The organism is Streptomyces sp. NPDC039480 (genome assembly GCF_055597165.1).
Genome location: NZ_JBVITX010000015.1, coordinates 50,470 through 65,267 on the forward strand (window position 1 = coordinate 50,470; position 14,798 = coordinate 65,267).

The window sequence follows — 14,798 nt, forward strand, 5'->3', positions numbered from 1 at the left end:
AGGGGTCGTCATGCGGCAGCCCTCACCGTCTGGTCGCAAAACCAGGCAGCCGCCATGAGGGCCTGCATCCGGGTGCGGTCGAACCGGCCGCCGGGCTTGAGGCCGCCTTCCAGCAGCGGCCGCATCGCGGCCGGCGCCTCCCCGACGGCGGTGTGGATCTGGGCGTCCGCCCAGCCGGCGAGTTTCCCGTTCAGCCAGGACGGGACCGGGGAGGCGAAGCCGAGCTTGTCCCAGCTGCCCCAGACCTCCCGAGGCAGCCCGAGGGCCTTCGCGGCGTCTCGGAGGATTCGTTTGCCCTCGGCGGGGTGACAGATTTTGTGCCCCCGGGGCAGCCGGTAGGACAACTCGACCAACTCCCGGGCCAGCAACGGGGCCGGCGTTCGAGGGCGTAGGCGGAGGCGAGCTTGTCGCTGGTCATCACCAGCGGCCGCCAGGCCGTCGCGAGATCGGCCAGGGTGAGGGCTCGGGCCAGGTCCCCGTGGGCCTTCTCCATCGCGCCCGCGATGAGGTCGTGGATCCGCCGGTCGGGGTCGGGGCCGCGCAGGACGAGCCGCGTGACCGCCTCGGCCGGGTCGAGGTCCTCACCGGCGGCGTGCATGAGCTTCGCGGCCAGCGGTTTATAGGCGTCCATTCCGGCGGCCAGGACCGCGTCCGGGCCGAACAGGACCAGGGCCTGGCGGACGTAGCCCATGAGGAACTCGTCCGGGCCGAGGCCGCCGATGGCGACCTTCAGGCTGAGGTCGGCGATCTTCCGGTAGGCCATGTACTCGGAGAACGTGGAGGCGTTGCCCATCGGGTAGTCCAGCGCGGACATCATGTGCGGCAGCACCGTGGTGAAGTCGATGGGATCCGGCTCGACCACCACCAGCTCGGCGCCGATGTCCCGGGCAATGATCGCGGCGATCTTCGACTCATCCAGGCGGTCCTGCCCGGGGTAGCGGACGGTGACACAAACCGGCGGCCGCAGCAGGTAGGCCAGCACCGAGGAATCCAGTCCGCCCGAGAGGAGGAGGGCGAAGTCGCAGGCAGGGGCCCGCAGCGGGACCTGCTCGGCCAGGATCACGGAGTACTTCGCCAGCGCCTCGCGATAGGTGCCGGTGAACGGCTGTCGGCCGGTCAAGGTCCAGTAGATGTGCTGGTCGAGCGAGCCCGTCGCGATGTCGAAGGTCAGCAAGGTCGCGGGGGCCAGGAGCTGGATGCCCTGGAAGGGCGTGTCGACGCCGACCGGGGTCTCGATCGCAAGGACCTCGGGCCGCAGGACCAGGGGGGCGGTGCCGTAGCCAGTCAGGGTGGAGACCTCGGAGGCGAACACGAGCCGGCCGCCGTCCAGGCGCCAGTAGAGCGGCTTCTCCCCGAGGCGGTCCCGGGCCAGGAACAGCTTTCCGACCCGTGGGTCATAGACGGCGAGGGCGAACATGCCGTCGAGTCCGTCCAGGCAGGACGGTCCGATCTTCGCCCAGGCCCGCAGCAGGAGGTGCGCATCCGTCTCGCGGTGTCCGAGCGGGATGCCCCAGGCGGCGGCCTGCTGGCGGTAGTTGTAGATCTCACCGTTGAAGGACAGCAGGACACCGGTCTCGCGGTCGAGGTAGGGGCCGGGCATGGCCTGCGGGTCGACGATCAGCAGTGTGTTCATGGCCAGCACCGCCCGCCCGTCCGTCGCGGCGGCGTGCTCGGTGCCGTCCGGGCCTCGATGGGATTGCGAGGCGCCCATCGCGCCGACCGTGTGCTCGTGGCGGACGGCGTCGGCTCCGGCCAGTCCTGCGATTCCGCACATATCTGGTTCACCTCCGGGTGTGGTGGTGCCTGCGGCGGCCGCCGCTGGAAGGGGATCTGTTCCGGTTCCGGCGGCGGCCTGGACTCACATCACAGCCGCCCGCGTAGGTCGGGGGCAGGGCTCGCAGGGGGGCTCACAACTCGCAAGGCGGTTCGCGGCCGGTGGCGGAGGAATATCGTTACCGACCCAACATGCGGAACGCCTACGACTCTTCGTCCCCAGTCGAGTACGGATCTCTCGTGCTCCACCAAGTACAGACATACGTGCTCAACCGACTGTTCGAGCCGTGCGTGGTCCGCTCAACGGCATGAGGGAAAGTCGTGGCATCGACCGCCCGCCGGACCCGTCCGCCCAACGCGGACCTGGCCCGGCTCATCGAAGCCAGCGGCGCGAGCCACAAGTCCCTGGCTCTGCGCGTCAACCAGCTCGCCCACGCTGCCGGGATAGAGACCGACTACTCACACACGTCCGTGGCGAACTGGTGCCGCCGTGGGATGACACCGAAATGGCCGGTCCCCAGGCTGTTGTCGCAGGCCATCGGTGAGAGGCTCGGCCGGCCCGTCAGCCTCGGCGAGATCGGTATGGGCGAGGCGGAGACAATCGACGCGGATGTGGGGGTGGATTTCCCGCGAGACCCCGCCGACGCCGTCCGCGTCGCCACTTCGTTCTGGAGCTCCGTGAACCGCCGCGACTTCCTCACCGGGACCGGGTCCGGCTTCGCCGCCTCCGCATTCATCATCCCCGTCACCCGCTGGCTCGTCACCCCCGCCGACGAGACCGCCGACCATGCTGGCGGGAAGCAGGTCGGGCGGGCCGACCTCGACGAGCTGCGTGACGCGGCCGATGACGCGAGGCGGTGGGACTCCAAATACGGCGGCGGGAACTGGAAAGCGAACTCCGTCACCGACTGCCTCGACCACCGGGCCGCCCCGCTCCTGCAAGGGTCCTTCTCCGACGAGATCGGCCGTGAACTCTTCTCCGTGACCGCCGAGTTGTCGAGGCTGGCCGGGTGGACGGCGTTCGATGTCGGTGAGCACGATGCCGCCCAGCGGCACTTCATCCAGGCCCTCCGCCTCGCCCGCGCCGGCGGCGGCGTGCAGCTGGGCTGTTATGTCCTGACGACCATGGCTATGCAGTCCCTGATGCGCGGGTTCGCCTCCGAGGCCGTCGATATGGCCCAGGGCGCCTTCAACTGAGCCAAGGGCCAGGCCGTCCCGAGGGTGCTGGCGTTCACCAAACTGATCGAGGCCCGCACTCACGCCCGCGAGAACGACCCCAGGGCCGCCTCCCGGGCCCTGAAAGCCTCCGAGGACCTCCTGGGCCAGGTCAAGGACGGCAGCGGTGACGAGCCCGCCTGGATCGACTTCTATCACCACGCCCGCCTGTCCGCGGATGCCGCCGAGGTCTTCCGCGATCTGAAGAACCCCAAGGCCGCCCTGACCTGGAACCAGCGGGCCACCGCCATGCCGACCGGGGTGTTCACCCGCTCCGTCGGCATGCGCCTGGCCATCGTCGGGACCGCCCACCTCCAGGCCCGCGACCTCGACCACGGCCTGGATCTGGGCAACCGATCCGTCGACATCCTCGCCCACGTCCAGTCCACCCGGGCCAAGGACTACGTCCGCAAGTTCAACACCGCCCTCACCCCATGGCGGCGAGAACCGGCCGTCCGCGAGTTCATCCACCGGACCCGCAAGGAGCTCGGGGTGGCCGCCTGAACACCACCCCGCCCGACAGCGCCGGGCGGGGTGCCTCCAAGATCAGGAAACGCCAGGCGTCTGCTCGCCGTTACACAGCATGATGCGGGTCAGCTCCGCCAAAGCCTCCTCCACCCTCGACGCGGACCCGTCCTGGGGCGGCTGGGGGGAGGGGGCCGCGATCCGCCGCAGCATCGACGCCATCTGGCCCCCGTCGATAACGCTGCGGATCACTGCCTCAAGGTCCGGGGCTTTCTCCGCGAACGCTTCCAGATCCTCATCACTCAGCTGTTTCGAACTCTGTGAGCGCAACAGGACCAATCGAGGCTCGTCGTGGACGCTCAGCAGCAGCCGGGTGTCCCACCAGCAGGACGTGAAGGCAAGGATGTCTCTGTTGTCCCGGTCGGGGAAGGCCAGTCCGCTCAGCAGCCAGCGGACGTTCACGGTGCACCACACGTGCTCACCGATCTTGAAAGCCTGAGCGTCGCTCATCGAGTCCATGACGGCAGCCGGGGCGGCCAGCCACTTGTCGGCCCAGACCCGGTAGGGACCGGCACCCAGACTTCCACGAAAGCCCGTGGCGTCGAACCCGCCCTCGAATGCCTGGCTGCCGTCCCGTGAGAAGACCTGCTCTCCGATCGCGGACGAGGTGTCCGCGGCGGTCAGCACCTTGCGGAGATACTCCTCGCTGACCTCGGCCGGCTCGGTGAAACGGTCCAAGACCTGATCGAGCGAGGTCAGGTGGACGAACTCGTTCTCCAGACCGTCCACATCCCAGCCCATCGGACTCTCGTAGGAGACGCCGTCACCGAAGTCCTTGGTGTTGGAACTGACGAAGTAGACCGTCTCCTCGGGGTGATCCAGGGCGTAGTCCATCACCGACATCCACACGGCTACGTCCCGGTAGCCGGTCTTGACCGAGCGGCTGGCACTCGTGTCGATCCTGGCCGGGGCCAGCCCGTTCGCCTCCCGCACCGCCGCCTCGCGAAGCGCCCTCTCACTGGTGGGGACGGTATCGACCACAGCGCCGTACTTACTGCGCCAGTACTCGCGCACCATCACCGGGTCGCCGTCTTCCAGACGGGCCTCCAGCTCCCAAGGGGTGAGCTTCTTCAACGCCTTGATTGCCTGGGCCGCGGCCTCGTGCTGCTTGCGGTACTTCACCGCGTGCTGGGCGACAAGTTCCTCCATCACGATCCACGGAACAGCGACACCCTCCGTGCCGGACTCGCGGATGGTGCGCAAGAGTTCAGCCCCGCTGCTATCCAGCCCGCAGCCGCGCAGGATGCAGGTATCCAAGATGATCACGTGAGACTTCCGTTTCTCCAACCAACGTCACCCCACGATCCCAGGCCCTTCACCCTGCTGCCCAGCCATTTGTACCTCTGCGAAGACGAGCCGCCACCGCTTCGCAGACACGCAACTCACTGGAACGGACCAGTACTCTGGGTGACGTGGATTTCGACTACTGGGGCAGGGCGCCCGTGGGAGCCTTCTCCCTCCGGCAAGCCCGTCGTCTCATGGCGACCGTCTCGGCAGAGGCCGCGGACGCCATCCAGTATGTGCGGAACTGTGTCGCTCACATGGCCTCCGTCGACATGACCAAACACCCCCTGGCGGATCTGAGCCTCCCTGAACAGGTCCTGCTGCTGCGAGAGCTGGCGAACTGCGCCCCAGGAACCCCGTTTGCTGAACTGTGCGACGACATGGCGGGCGACCTGCTGGCCTTCGCCGAGCCAGCCAGCAGGCGCATGGAGGGCCTCCCCGAAGCCGATGTCCCCCGCATGCGGAGCCTCATCTTGGTCAACGGCGCGGTCGAGTTCGTGGCCCGGTTGTGGAGCGTGGCCGAGCAACTCGAAACGCTGCAAAGCGAGCAGGTCGCGCTGGGCGAAGACCACCACCGTCGGCTGCGGGTGCTGAAGGCCGCCGAGATCCCCCTGTGGGCGCTGAACGCACTGGGCGGCATGCCCGAAGACGGCCTGAAGGACATGACGCCGGAGATGCTGCTGGGCATGTCCGGCCGAGGGATCGCCGGCCCGGCGCTGGCCGCCTGCGACTCGGACCAGACGCGGCTCCTGCGGGAAGCGGAGACCGTGCTTGCTCTCCTGCGGGTGCTGGCCGTGCTCGGGATGGAGCCCGAGAGCTGGAACGAGTTCCTGTCCCAACTCACCGCGCGCCTGGAAGCCGACGACACCCTTGAGGCGTCCAAGGTGGTGGAGTTCGCAGTCCCGCCCCGGCCCTGTCATCCGCCGGGCGAGCTGGTGACGGCTGAGCCGCGGATGCCCAGAGCACCAGGTTGTGCGGTCCCTCACCGTTCCGTTCGCAGGGACCGCAGCCAGTTGCATCACCACGCAAGGCGCAGAGGGCGCCTAGTGGTGTAACGCGGCGCACCGGTCCTGCATTGAGCCAAAGGACCGAAGTTGGACCCGAACATGATCATCGCTGGGGTCTCTGCTGTCACCGCAGTGGGCTCGCTAGTGCTTCAGATCCATGACGCCCGTCGCAAGAAGCGCGAAGACGATGCCGCCGACCGCACGGACACACAGCAGGACTCTGGGACCTCGGCCGACGATGAGTGAGTGAAGGGGTGGGCTGCCCGCCGAATGGCGGGCGGCCCAGCCCTTCTTCAGTTGGCCGCTGCCCCGGCGCGTGTGAAAGACACGAAGGCACTTCACCAACGGCTCGGCGTCGCTTGAGGCCACGATGCCGCGGGCGGGGTTCCAGCGTGCCGACGGATGATGTACCGGTTGACGATGCCTGCGACCGCCTCGCAGGTCAAAGCCGGCTCCCCGGCCATGGTGTCCGTGTGCCCAGGACGCCATAGTGACACCGAACTCAACAACGGGGCGAGCGGACCCGTGACATGCGGCATGCCGGAGCCGCCGTCCGTCACGTACCAGTGCAGGTCCCTAGTCGCGTATGACTCCGCCGCGCACCATCATGTACAGACTTATGTGCTCAACTATCTGTTCGAGCCAAGGCGGCTGTCCACAGCCGCCTCGGTTCAGCTGTTGGGCGAGCGGAACGGGATGACGTTGTCCGGGACCGGGCCGGGTTCGGGCGGCGTCGATGGTGTGCCCTGCTCATGGATGAGGACGGCACTGGCGAGTGCAAGGCGGGTCAACTGCTGACGGAGGTCCTTGATCTCCTTCGTCTGGTCCGAGACCGACTTCTTGAGCGTGGCGACGGTCTCCCTCAGACGCTTCTCGGCCTCCGGGACTTGCTTGGTCTCGGTGCGGACCCGCTCCTCGAACTCGTTCTTCAGGTCTGCGTGCCGCTTGTAGAGGGCCATGCGGTGAACACCGGCCTCGACGGCGAGGGCAGCGGCGGTCATGCTTCCGTTGGAGACGGTGGCCTGGCCAGCCAACAGCCGGTCCATCGCCTCACGGATGCGGGTGCGTTCATCGTGGTTCTGTTCGTTCACGTCAAAGCCTCGGCAGTCTGGGCGGTGGCGTCGTGGGCGTCGGCGGTCGCCCGGAGGTTGTCGGCATTGCGCCGCAGTCGCTTGGCGAGTTTCTCCGGGACGAAGGCGGCCTTGCGGTCAATCTCGTCGGCCTTGTCCCGCATCTCACGCGCGTGGGTGTCAGTGCGGACGGTGTTGCCGCAGCCGGACTGGCAGGCGTACTGCCTTGGCGCTGTCGCACCCGGTTCAGGTTCACAGAGTGCGTTGTCGTGCTTGAACGCGCAGATCAGGGAAGGAGTCCGGGTTGTCATAGAGCACGATGCCATCCCGCGCGAGGAACTTGGCAGCCTTCTTCGCGAACGTCCTGGGGACGATTTTGCCCTCGAACTGTGGCGTTGTCGCCGCAGCGGTCAGAGCCCGGCGGGCGGCCGGACCGGAGGCCTTCTCCCCGGCGGCGACACGATCTCGGAGGTGAGCGGCGGTGTCGGCTGCCGCCAGGACGGTTTCGACGTCGAGGACGGAGTGGATGCCTGCCCGGCTGCGGGTGCCGTAGCCGCTGGAGGTCCGGGCGTCCAGGACGGTTCTCATATGTCCGTACTGGATCGCGAGTGCGACCAGCCCGCCCGGGCGGCGCGCGATGTGCCAGGCCAGACTCCGCCTGAACCGGGACATCCCGATCGCTCCGTGTGGATCCTCGGGAACGATTTGATCAGGCAGGTTGTGACTCTCAGCCTCGCGGTTCACCCATGCCACGAAGTCCTCAATCCGGTCGTTCAGCCCGGAGTTCTTCAGCGACCCGTGTCGGTTGCGCTGGAATGCGGCGTCGTGGTGAGAGGCGCTCAGAAGAAGTTCTCCCCCGGGGACTATGCGCTCCAGTACCCGGATGGCGTGGACGACTGGGGTGATGGCGCCCCAGGGGACCTCGCGTGTTTCGCCTGCGGAGATGTGGTTGCCGTCGTCATCGGTGACGTTCTTGTAATGCTGGCTGCGGATCAGGTGCCGCCCGAGTGTGCCGTCGGCGGCGGGCTCAGGGTCGGGGCAGCAGCCGGATCGCAGGCCCTGCACCTCTTGCGGGCGCATACCGGTCAAGTAGGAACATATGATCACTGCTGCTGTGCCGAGATGCCGCATCAGCTCGGCGGCCTCGTCGAAGTCCATGTGTCCGCGCCAGGGTCTCCCGTCGATCCGCCCAGTGACGGGAATCCCCAAAGGGCACGGGCCCGAGATCTCGTTGACCGAGGCGGAGAGATGATGTTGCTCGGCAAAGCGGTCGACCTGGCCGAGGCTCGCGCCCGTGAGGGCGGCGATATAGGAGCGAGCCAGCCTCCGTTGACCGTGCATCCGGACACTGGGAAGTCCATCGTCCGACCGGGCGTGAGGAAGCAGCAACTCTGCAAGGGTCGTCCACCCCTCCGGGTTGGCCCTGGTGGCCTCAGCTGCAGCGATCAGGCGTTTCCTCTCGGTCCAAGCTGCCAGGATGTCGTCGGCGAAGTCGTCGACGAACCGGATCGCCCAGACCAGCAGCGGGCCCAGGACCCTTGGGTCCAAAGGCTCGGTGCTGTTCTCTCCGTGAGCTGAGTCATCGACTGCGGGGAGGAAGTCGTCGATGCCTTCGGCGACCCACGGCGGCTGGGTGATGTCTGCTGGCTGTGCACTGAGCTGGTCGAACGCCCACAGATCTGTCAATCGAGTGCAGGTCCTCGCCGCATGGTCGCGGGAGACACCGCGGTCCCAGCGCTGGGAGATGTAGGCTCGCCACACTTCCTCGGTGCAGTCGGCGAGGTTGGTGATGCGGCGTCGGTGCAGCCAGCGCGCTAGCCGCATCCATTCGCCGCAGGTGTCCCTGATGTCCGCGGCGGACCTCCTGGACCGGGAATGGGTCCCCCGCGTCTGAAGGTAGGTGGGCCGGAGCCGGCCGTTGATCATCGTCCAGGTCATCTGCTTCACCTGGTCGAGCAGGGGGGCCGGGCAGCGCTTCCAGTGGATCTTGGCCAGAGCGGTGCTGGGCCAGACGGGATCGCGGTAGCGGGCGTTGAGGTGCGTGTTGCCGGGGGAGCAGCAAGGCTGAAAACGCTCAGTACACGAACTTCGATGCGCGCCAGGTTCGCACGAGGTAGTTGAGCGTGGCGGTCTCGATGCCCAGGGCGGCGGCCACGGCCGTCAGCGGGTGGCCTAGGCCGTGGTGGAGGACGGCCACGTCGTACTGCAGTGGTGAGTGGGCGGTCAGGGGCAGAGGGCGAGAGCGGCTGCCGGTGTGGGTCACGAGCTGTTCCCAGGCGTAGGCGCCTGGATTGGGGCGGCTGATGACGTAGGGCCAGTGGGTGATGAGGTGGCCGAAGGTGGCTGCGACGGCGTGCTGCGCGTTGTGGTGCGGCAGGTGGGCGTGGGCGTAGCCGAGGTAGCAGTTGTGGTGCAGGGAACAGAACGCCTCGAAGGCCGACGGGAGGGCGAGCGGGGTGCCTGCCCCGATGGTCGGGGTGGCGAGCCACGGGCGGCTGGGTGCGCCGCGGGGGCCTGGGTGCCGGCACGGCGGGTCCGGTGTGGCGGGGCGGAAGGTGGAGGCCCGGGCGAGGTTACTCATCCGAAGGCTCCGGCGGGCAGAGGGCTAACATCCGGGGCGGTGGTGCGGTCGGGGTGAGGCCTGGCGGCCGCCCAGAGTGGGCGGATGGTTTCGGGGCGGCCGTGCAGGGCGCTGACCAGGCGTCCCATCGTTTCCCATTCGGGGACGTGGGCGCCCTCCAAGATGGTGGAGATTTCGTGGGTGGACAGCGTGTGGTCCAGGCGTGAACTGAGCTGTGCAACGTCGGGGTTGGCGTCGGCGAGCAGGAGGCCGCGTAGGGCGGCGCTAAGGTTCACGGGTTCGGCGGGGCGCAGGCCGCGGGCTTCGTTCCACAGGGGCAGCAGGTCGGCCGGGTCGGCACCGCAGGCGGTGGCGATCACGCGGGTGATCCGCCAAGAGGGCAGGCGGTCACCGGTCAGGACGCGGGAGATGTAGGAGGCGGAGACGCCGGCTTTCCTGCCGAGCGCGCGCAACGTGAGGGTGCTGGTGCGCTGGAGCTGGGACAGCGCCCGGGCCAGTACCTGGCCGGGGTGGTCCAGGTTCCTGGCGGGGATTCCCTCATCGGTGGTCTCCGTGGTCTGCTCCCCCGGGCCCGGGGCGGCGGTGCGGTGCGGAGGGCGCTGGCGGGGGACGGCCCTCACCGGCGCGGCGGCGGCCGGCGGCGGCTGGCGGCGCTGGGTGCGCAGCTGGCGGCGGCGGCCGGCGGCTTCCGCGGACCAGTGGCGGCTGACGTTGTCTGTGCCGACGTTCAGGGCGCGGGCGATGTCCGCGGACTTCTTCTTGTGCCCGCGGGCCTGCTGCACCACGGCGGCGGTCAGGTCCTGCACCTCCCGTTCGAACAGCGCGATCTGCTCGAGGGCCTCGAGCGGCCGCCCCTCCATGATGAGGTCCTTGACGCTCTGCAGGTGGTGGACGCATTCACCGACGACCTGCTCGGCGTAGGCGTCGTGGTCGCTCTCACCCTGGAGGCCGGACAGCTTGCGGTAGGCGCGCCCGCACGCGTCGGAGCAGTACCGCGAGGGCCGGCCCGGGCGGGGCTTGGCGGTCTGCGGGACCGGCTTGGTGCAACCAGGGTTGGCGCACCTGGGGGCCTGGTCCTTCGGAGTCATGTCGTGTAGTCCCTTTCGGGGGTGTGCTACCGGGAAGCTCAGGTGGAATTGGGGGGTTCCACAGCGCCCCGAAGATTGCTCTCGGGGGCTTTTCTGATCGCCGCCCGGTCCGTGGGCGGCACAGCCGGGTGCCGTGGGGCCGCTGTCGGCAGCAGCCCCACGGCGCCGGTGGCGTCAGGTGACGGAAATACGCCGGTAGCGCACATACGAGCGGCGCAGGGTGAGCACGAGGAACGGCACGACGGTAAGCGCGAATTCGCTCGACTCGGGCCGCATGACGAGCACGACGACCGCGAACAGTGCCGGAATGACCCCGCCGAGCTGCATGTTGACCTGCTGGTCACGCTGCTCGCAGGGTTTAGCCCAGACCTGTCGAGGGATGCTAGCTTCGGGTCCCTTCAGCCGGACGGTCCGCACCGGTCGGCTTGGAATGTGGTCGGGAGGCATACGCCCTCCTAGATCAGTGATCCGAACAGATGGCGAGTCAGCCCTGGTTCAGATGTGGCGTCCGGGCCGGGGCTGCTCGTATGCCGCCGAACGTACCGTTCACGCAGACGAGGCACCATCACTACAGTCCGTTAATGGGACACTTGCGGTTCTCTCTCGTTCGCTTTTGCGACTCCGATCGAAACTCGATCCAGATCGGTCAGACTGCAACGCAACAGAGCGCGTATATGCGCCAGTCACTCAGCCGGGTATGGCGGACGATCGCGCCGGTCGCGCCACCCCTACATCCCAGTGGCACCCCCGCACTCACCGACGCGCCGTCTCTTGAACGAGCGCCGGGTGGCCTTCGGCACCAAGGGGTGCCGGAGGATCCAACGGCCGGCGCCCGCGACGGCCTCCGTGGCGAACGCCGCCCGGCAGAGCACAGTCCGTCAGGCACGGCGCCGCCTCCGCGCGAGTTTGGCTGGATGGGTGCGACCGCCCACAAGAGGAGACAACGTCGACCTAAGGGGCATCTGAGGCCCATCCTCAGAGGTGCTGGGAGCACTGGGGGACCCTAATGGGTTGGGGGGCGGCACGGGATAATCCGCGGGCGCGGGGACTACCTGCACGGGCGGTGGGACCTGCTGGCGGATCTGGGACCATCCTGCGGGTGCGGGGAGCACACGAAGACTCAAGCTGCGGCCACGTGATCGAGCTGCGCGCCTGGGCCTTGTCATGGGCAAGCGACCTCGATACCCGGCTCCACACCGGAGAGGACTCAGGCGACATCTGATCCGGCCTGCAAGCATCGGCCCTCAGGCAGCCATTTCGCACTCCACGGTCTCCTGCCCGCACCCGGCGGCCAGCTCGCTCAGCGCGTGCCGTTCGGCGTCGTCCACGGCCAGGTCCCAGCGGAGCTTGGTCGCCACCCAGTGGGTGGTGTAGGTACAGCGGGCGTCCGCGAGGGGCGGTGCCACTCGGCCGGTTCCTGCTCGGACTGCGAGCGGTGGCCTCCGGGTCGACCCCTTCGCCGATCACTCCTCCGCTCACCGGCCACAGGCCCGGTGGCGACTGGCCCAGGAATTCGAACACATGCTCTACTGGCGGCATGGTGCACAACAACTACTCCCCCGACCTCGTGCAGACCCAGCGCGACTGGACCCGCACCTACCAGGCTCTCGCCGAGGCCCGCGCCGACCACAACACTGTCCTGCGACGACGGCTCATCGGCCTCTCCCGCCGCCTTGTCCAGGATGTGCCGCGTGCCGAACAGGCCGACCTGCGTCGACGCGCTCAGGAGCCGTCATGATCCGCTGCTGCTGGGACATCACCGACTGCCAGAGCTCGGTCCTGGTCCGCATCCGCAACCGCATCCTGAAGAACGGCGAGGCCCCCACCGCGCGGGAGTCCGGCACCACGGTTGGCCTGTCCAATCCCTCCTGTGTCCACTATCAGCTGCGCCGCGTGGAGCAGGACGGCGCCCTCATGCGTGCGGACAGTGGCAGCTGGAGGAACTACCGGCTCGCGCGATGACCGACATTCGCCGTATCGATGCACTCCGCTTCCTGGAACGGGTCCAGGAGCAGGACCTGGCGCGCACCCGCAGGTGGATCGCGGATGAGGAACGGCGAGAGGCGGAACGGATCCGCGGGCAGCAGGCCCGGCCGCCGGCCCCTGACTGGCTGATCGAGCTGGGCATCGGCCAAGGGAAGCCTGCGGTGTGCGTGCATGTCGGCGGATGCCACATGGTCGGCAAACGCAGCCGCAGTGCCAGCCCGGCCCAAGCACGCCAGGCCCTCAACGAGGGCGTCACCGCCTGCATCCACTGCCGGCCCGACACCGAGCTCGGCTTACTGGACTGAGGAAGCCAGTCCCCCGGCGGGGCCTGTGCCGGAATCGCGGCCCGGCTCCGGCTTGCACGGATATCAGGCGGATTCAGAGGGGGTTTCGCAAACCCACCTCCGCGGGAAAGCACTTTCCCCTGTGGTGTTTGCACACATTCATCGGGGTGTGGGGAGCCTTGTCCAGCACCTGGCTCACGCTCTTCGCGCCAAAGGTGCGGCACCACCGTGCCGAGGAAGGACACGAAGATGACCACTTCGGACACGGACACGGCGTCGGGGGATCCGCTCGCCGAGGCGCAGGAGCGGGTGCGGGTCTGCAGGGAATCCGGGGACCGGCCAGGGCTGGCTTCGGCGCTGGTGGTGCTGTCAGCGCATCTGCAGAACGCGGGCCGCCACGATGAGGGGGTCGCGGCCGCCGGGGAGGGCGTGGAGATCTATCGCGGGCTCGCCAATCCTGTCGGCCTCTCCTGGGCCCTGGAGAATCTCGCCGCCCGTCACGCCAACGCCGGCCACTTCCCCCAGGCCGTCACCGCCGCCCAAGAACGCGTCCAGATCTGCCGCGACGCAGCCGACAACACCCGTCTCGCACCCGCACTGGTGGTCCTGTCCACCTACCTCCAGAACGCGACCCGACACGACGAGGCCATCACAGCCGCCACCGAGGCCACAGCCCTCTACCGCGGGCTCACCGACTCCACCGGCCTCTCCTGGGCCCTGGAGAACCTCGCCGCCCGCTACGCCAACGCCGGCCACTTCCCCCAGGCCGTCACCACCGCCCAAGAACGCGTCCAGATCTGCCGCGACGCAGCCGACAACACCCGTCTCGCACCCGCACTGGTGGTCCTGTCCACCTACCTCCAGAACGCGACCCGACACGACGAGGCCATCACAGCCGCCACCGAGGCCACAGCCCTCTACCGCGGGCTCACCGACCCCGCCGGCCTCTCCTGGGCCCTGGAGAACCTCGCCGCCCGCCACGCCAACGCCGGCGACTTCCCCCAGGCCGTCACCGCTGCCCAGGAACGCGTCCAGGTCTGCCGCGAGGCGGGCGACAGAGCACGTCTCGCGCCCGCGCTCATCTTCCTCGCCGACTACCTCCTGCACACCCAGCGGCTGGAGGAGTCCATCGGCTCCGCGCGCGAGGGGAGGGCCGTCTACCGGCAATTGCGCGACAAGGCCGGCGTGGCCTGGGCGCGCAAGACCCTCCAGCGCATCTCCGAAACCCCCGGCTGGCACCGGACCTTCGAATACACCGTGCCCGCCCCGCATGTACGAGAGGTGACGGCCCCGGCGCAGGCCCCGGTCGCGGCCGTGTCCGTCAACTCCGACCGTATGGAGGTCTATACGGTCGCCGACGACGGCCACGTATGGGGTGCTTGGTGGAACGGCGTCTGGCAGGAGCGGTTCCGTGTCGGCACCAAGAAGTTCCCGCCGGGAACGCCGCTGGTGACGCTGTCACGCAACGAGGGCCATATCGAGGTGCTGGCGATCGGTGACAACCACCGTCTGTGGTCCGCCTGGCTGTACGACGGCGAGTGGCACGACTGGTTCCAGGTCTGCGACACCCCATACCCCCTCAAGGCGCCGTTGGCCGCGCTGTGCCGCAACTCCGATCACATGGAGGTCTTCGGCGTCGGCGAGGACGGACATGTCTGGGGCGTCTGGTGGAACGGCGACTGGCAGGCCCCCTTCACCGTCAAGGACAAGACCTTCCCCCACCTCACCCCCCTGACCGTCCTCACCCGCAACGAGAACCACATGGAGGTGCTCGCCGTCGGCCAGGAGGACGGGGGCGGCCAGGGGCACCGGCTGTGGTCCGCGTGGTTCGACGGGAACGCCTGGCATGACTGGTTCCAGGTCTGCGACACCCCGTACCCGCCCAGGGCTCCGTTGGCCGCGCTGTGCCGCAACTCCGATCACATGGAGGTCTTCGGCGTCGGCGAGGACGGACATGTCTGGGGCGTCTGGTGGAACGGCGACTG

The 14,798-nt window shown here is 68.4% G+C and carries 12 protein-coding genes and 3 pseudogenes; 6 read left to right on the top strand and 9 right to left on the bottom strand.

Annotated elements, in window-relative coordinates; genetic code table 11:
- Nucleotides 1-8: 8 nt before the first annotated feature.
- Nucleotides 9-1,774 (bottom strand): annotated as a pseudogene (locus ACZ56E_RS35645) (asparagine synthetase B family protein).
- 320 nt (nt 1,775-2,094) lie between these two features.
- Between ACZ56E_RS35645 and ACZ56E_RS35650 the strand changes: the two are divergent.
- Nucleotides 2,095-3,492: pseudogene (locus tag ACZ56E_RS35650) on the top strand (sporulation protein).
- Nucleotides 3,493-3,534: 42 nt separating this feature from the next.
- On the opposite strand, the gene ACZ56E_RS35655 reads toward ACZ56E_RS35650, so the two are convergent.
- Nucleotides 3,535-4,779, bottom strand: coding sequence for a PIN domain-containing protein (locus ACZ56E_RS35655; protein ID WP_471220777.1), 1,245 nt, complete (start codon nt 4,777-4,779; stop codon nt 3,535-3,537).
- Nucleotides 4,780-4,925: 146 nt separating this feature from the next.
- Between ACZ56E_RS35655 and ACZ56E_RS35660 the strand changes: the two genes are divergently transcribed.
- Nucleotides 4,926-5,852, top strand: a complete 927-nt coding sequence (locus tag ACZ56E_RS35660; protein WP_471220779.1) for a hypothetical protein — start codon at nt 4,926-4,928, stop codon at nt 5,850-5,852.
- Nucleotides 5,853-6,475: 623 nt separating this feature from the next.
- On the opposite strand, the gene ACZ56E_RS35665 is transcribed toward ACZ56E_RS35660, so the two are convergent.
- From ACZ56E_RS35665 to ACZ56E_RS35695, 7 genes are all read right to left on the bottom strand, one after another.
- Nucleotides 6,476-6,895: a hypothetical protein gene (locus ACZ56E_RS35665; RefSeq protein ID WP_471220780.1), complete on the bottom strand. Its 420-nt coding sequence runs from the start codon at nt 6,893-6,895 to the stop codon at nt 6,476-6,478.
- Nucleotides 6,892-7,038: a hypothetical protein gene (locus ACZ56E_RS35670; RefSeq protein ID WP_471220782.1), complete on the bottom strand. Its 147-nt coding sequence runs from the start codon at nt 7,036-7,038 to the stop codon at nt 6,892-6,894. Before ACZ56E_RS35670 ends, ACZ56E_RS35665 begins: the two co-directional genes overlap by 4 nt.
- Nucleotides 7,039-7,126: 88 nt before the next feature.
- The gene (locus ACZ56E_RS35675; RefSeq protein ID WP_471220784.1) at nt 7,127-8,812 is read right to left on the bottom strand and encodes an integrase; all 1,686 of its coding nucleotides are present in this window, start codon (nt 8,810-8,812) and stop codon (nt 7,127-7,129) included.
- Nucleotides 8,813-8,948: 136 nt separating this feature from the next.
- A complete protein-coding gene (locus ACZ56E_RS35680; protein ID WP_471220786.1) occupies nt 8,949-9,455 on the bottom strand; it encodes a hypothetical protein in 507 nt (168 codons plus the stop codon).
- Nucleotides 9,452-10,543, bottom strand: a complete 1,092-nt coding sequence (locus tag ACZ56E_RS35685; RefSeq protein ID WP_471220788.1) for a helix-turn-helix domain-containing protein — start codon at nt 10,541-10,543, stop codon at nt 9,452-9,454. The genes ACZ56E_RS35680 and ACZ56E_RS35685 overlap by 4 nt, the downstream gene beginning before the upstream one ends.
- Nucleotides 10,544-10,717: 174 nt before the next feature.
- Complete coding sequence (locus ACZ56E_RS35690) at nt 10,718-10,990, bottom strand: hypothetical protein (protein ID WP_471220790.1); 273 nt, start codon at nt 10,988-10,990, stop codon at nt 10,718-10,720.
- Between the two features lie 797 nt (nt 10,991-11,787).
- A complete protein-coding gene (locus tag ACZ56E_RS35695) occupies nt 11,788-11,949 on the bottom strand; it encodes a hypothetical protein (protein WP_471220792.1) in 162 nt (53 codons plus the stop codon).
- A gap of 131 nt (nt 11,950-12,080) precedes the next feature.
- Between ACZ56E_RS35695 and ACZ56E_RS35700 the strand changes: the two genes are divergently transcribed.
- The 4 genes and pseudogenes from ACZ56E_RS35700 to ACZ56E_RS35715 all read left to right on the top strand — a co-directional run.
- Nucleotides 12,081-12,281 (top strand): hypothetical protein, encoded by a 201-nt coding sequence (locus ACZ56E_RS35700; RefSeq protein ID WP_471220794.1) that lies wholly within the window; start codon nt 12,081-12,083, stop codon nt 12,279-12,281.
- The gene (locus ACZ56E_RS35705; RefSeq protein ID WP_471220796.1) at nt 12,278-12,505 is read left to right on the top strand and encodes a LexA family protein; all 228 of its coding nucleotides are present in this window, start codon (nt 12,278-12,280) and stop codon (nt 12,503-12,505) included. The genes ACZ56E_RS35700 and ACZ56E_RS35705 overlap by 4 nt, the downstream gene beginning before the upstream one ends.
- On the top strand, nt 12,502-12,834 hold the full coding sequence (locus ACZ56E_RS35710) for a DUF6233 domain-containing protein (protein ID WP_471220797.1): 333 nt from the start codon (nt 12,502-12,504) through the stop codon (nt 12,832-12,834). Before ACZ56E_RS35705 ends, ACZ56E_RS35710 begins: the two co-directional genes overlap by 4 nt.
- Nucleotides 12,835-13,062: 228 nt before the next feature.
- Nucleotides 13,063-14,798: pseudogene (locus tag ACZ56E_RS35715) on the top strand (hypothetical protein); the annotation flags it as partial.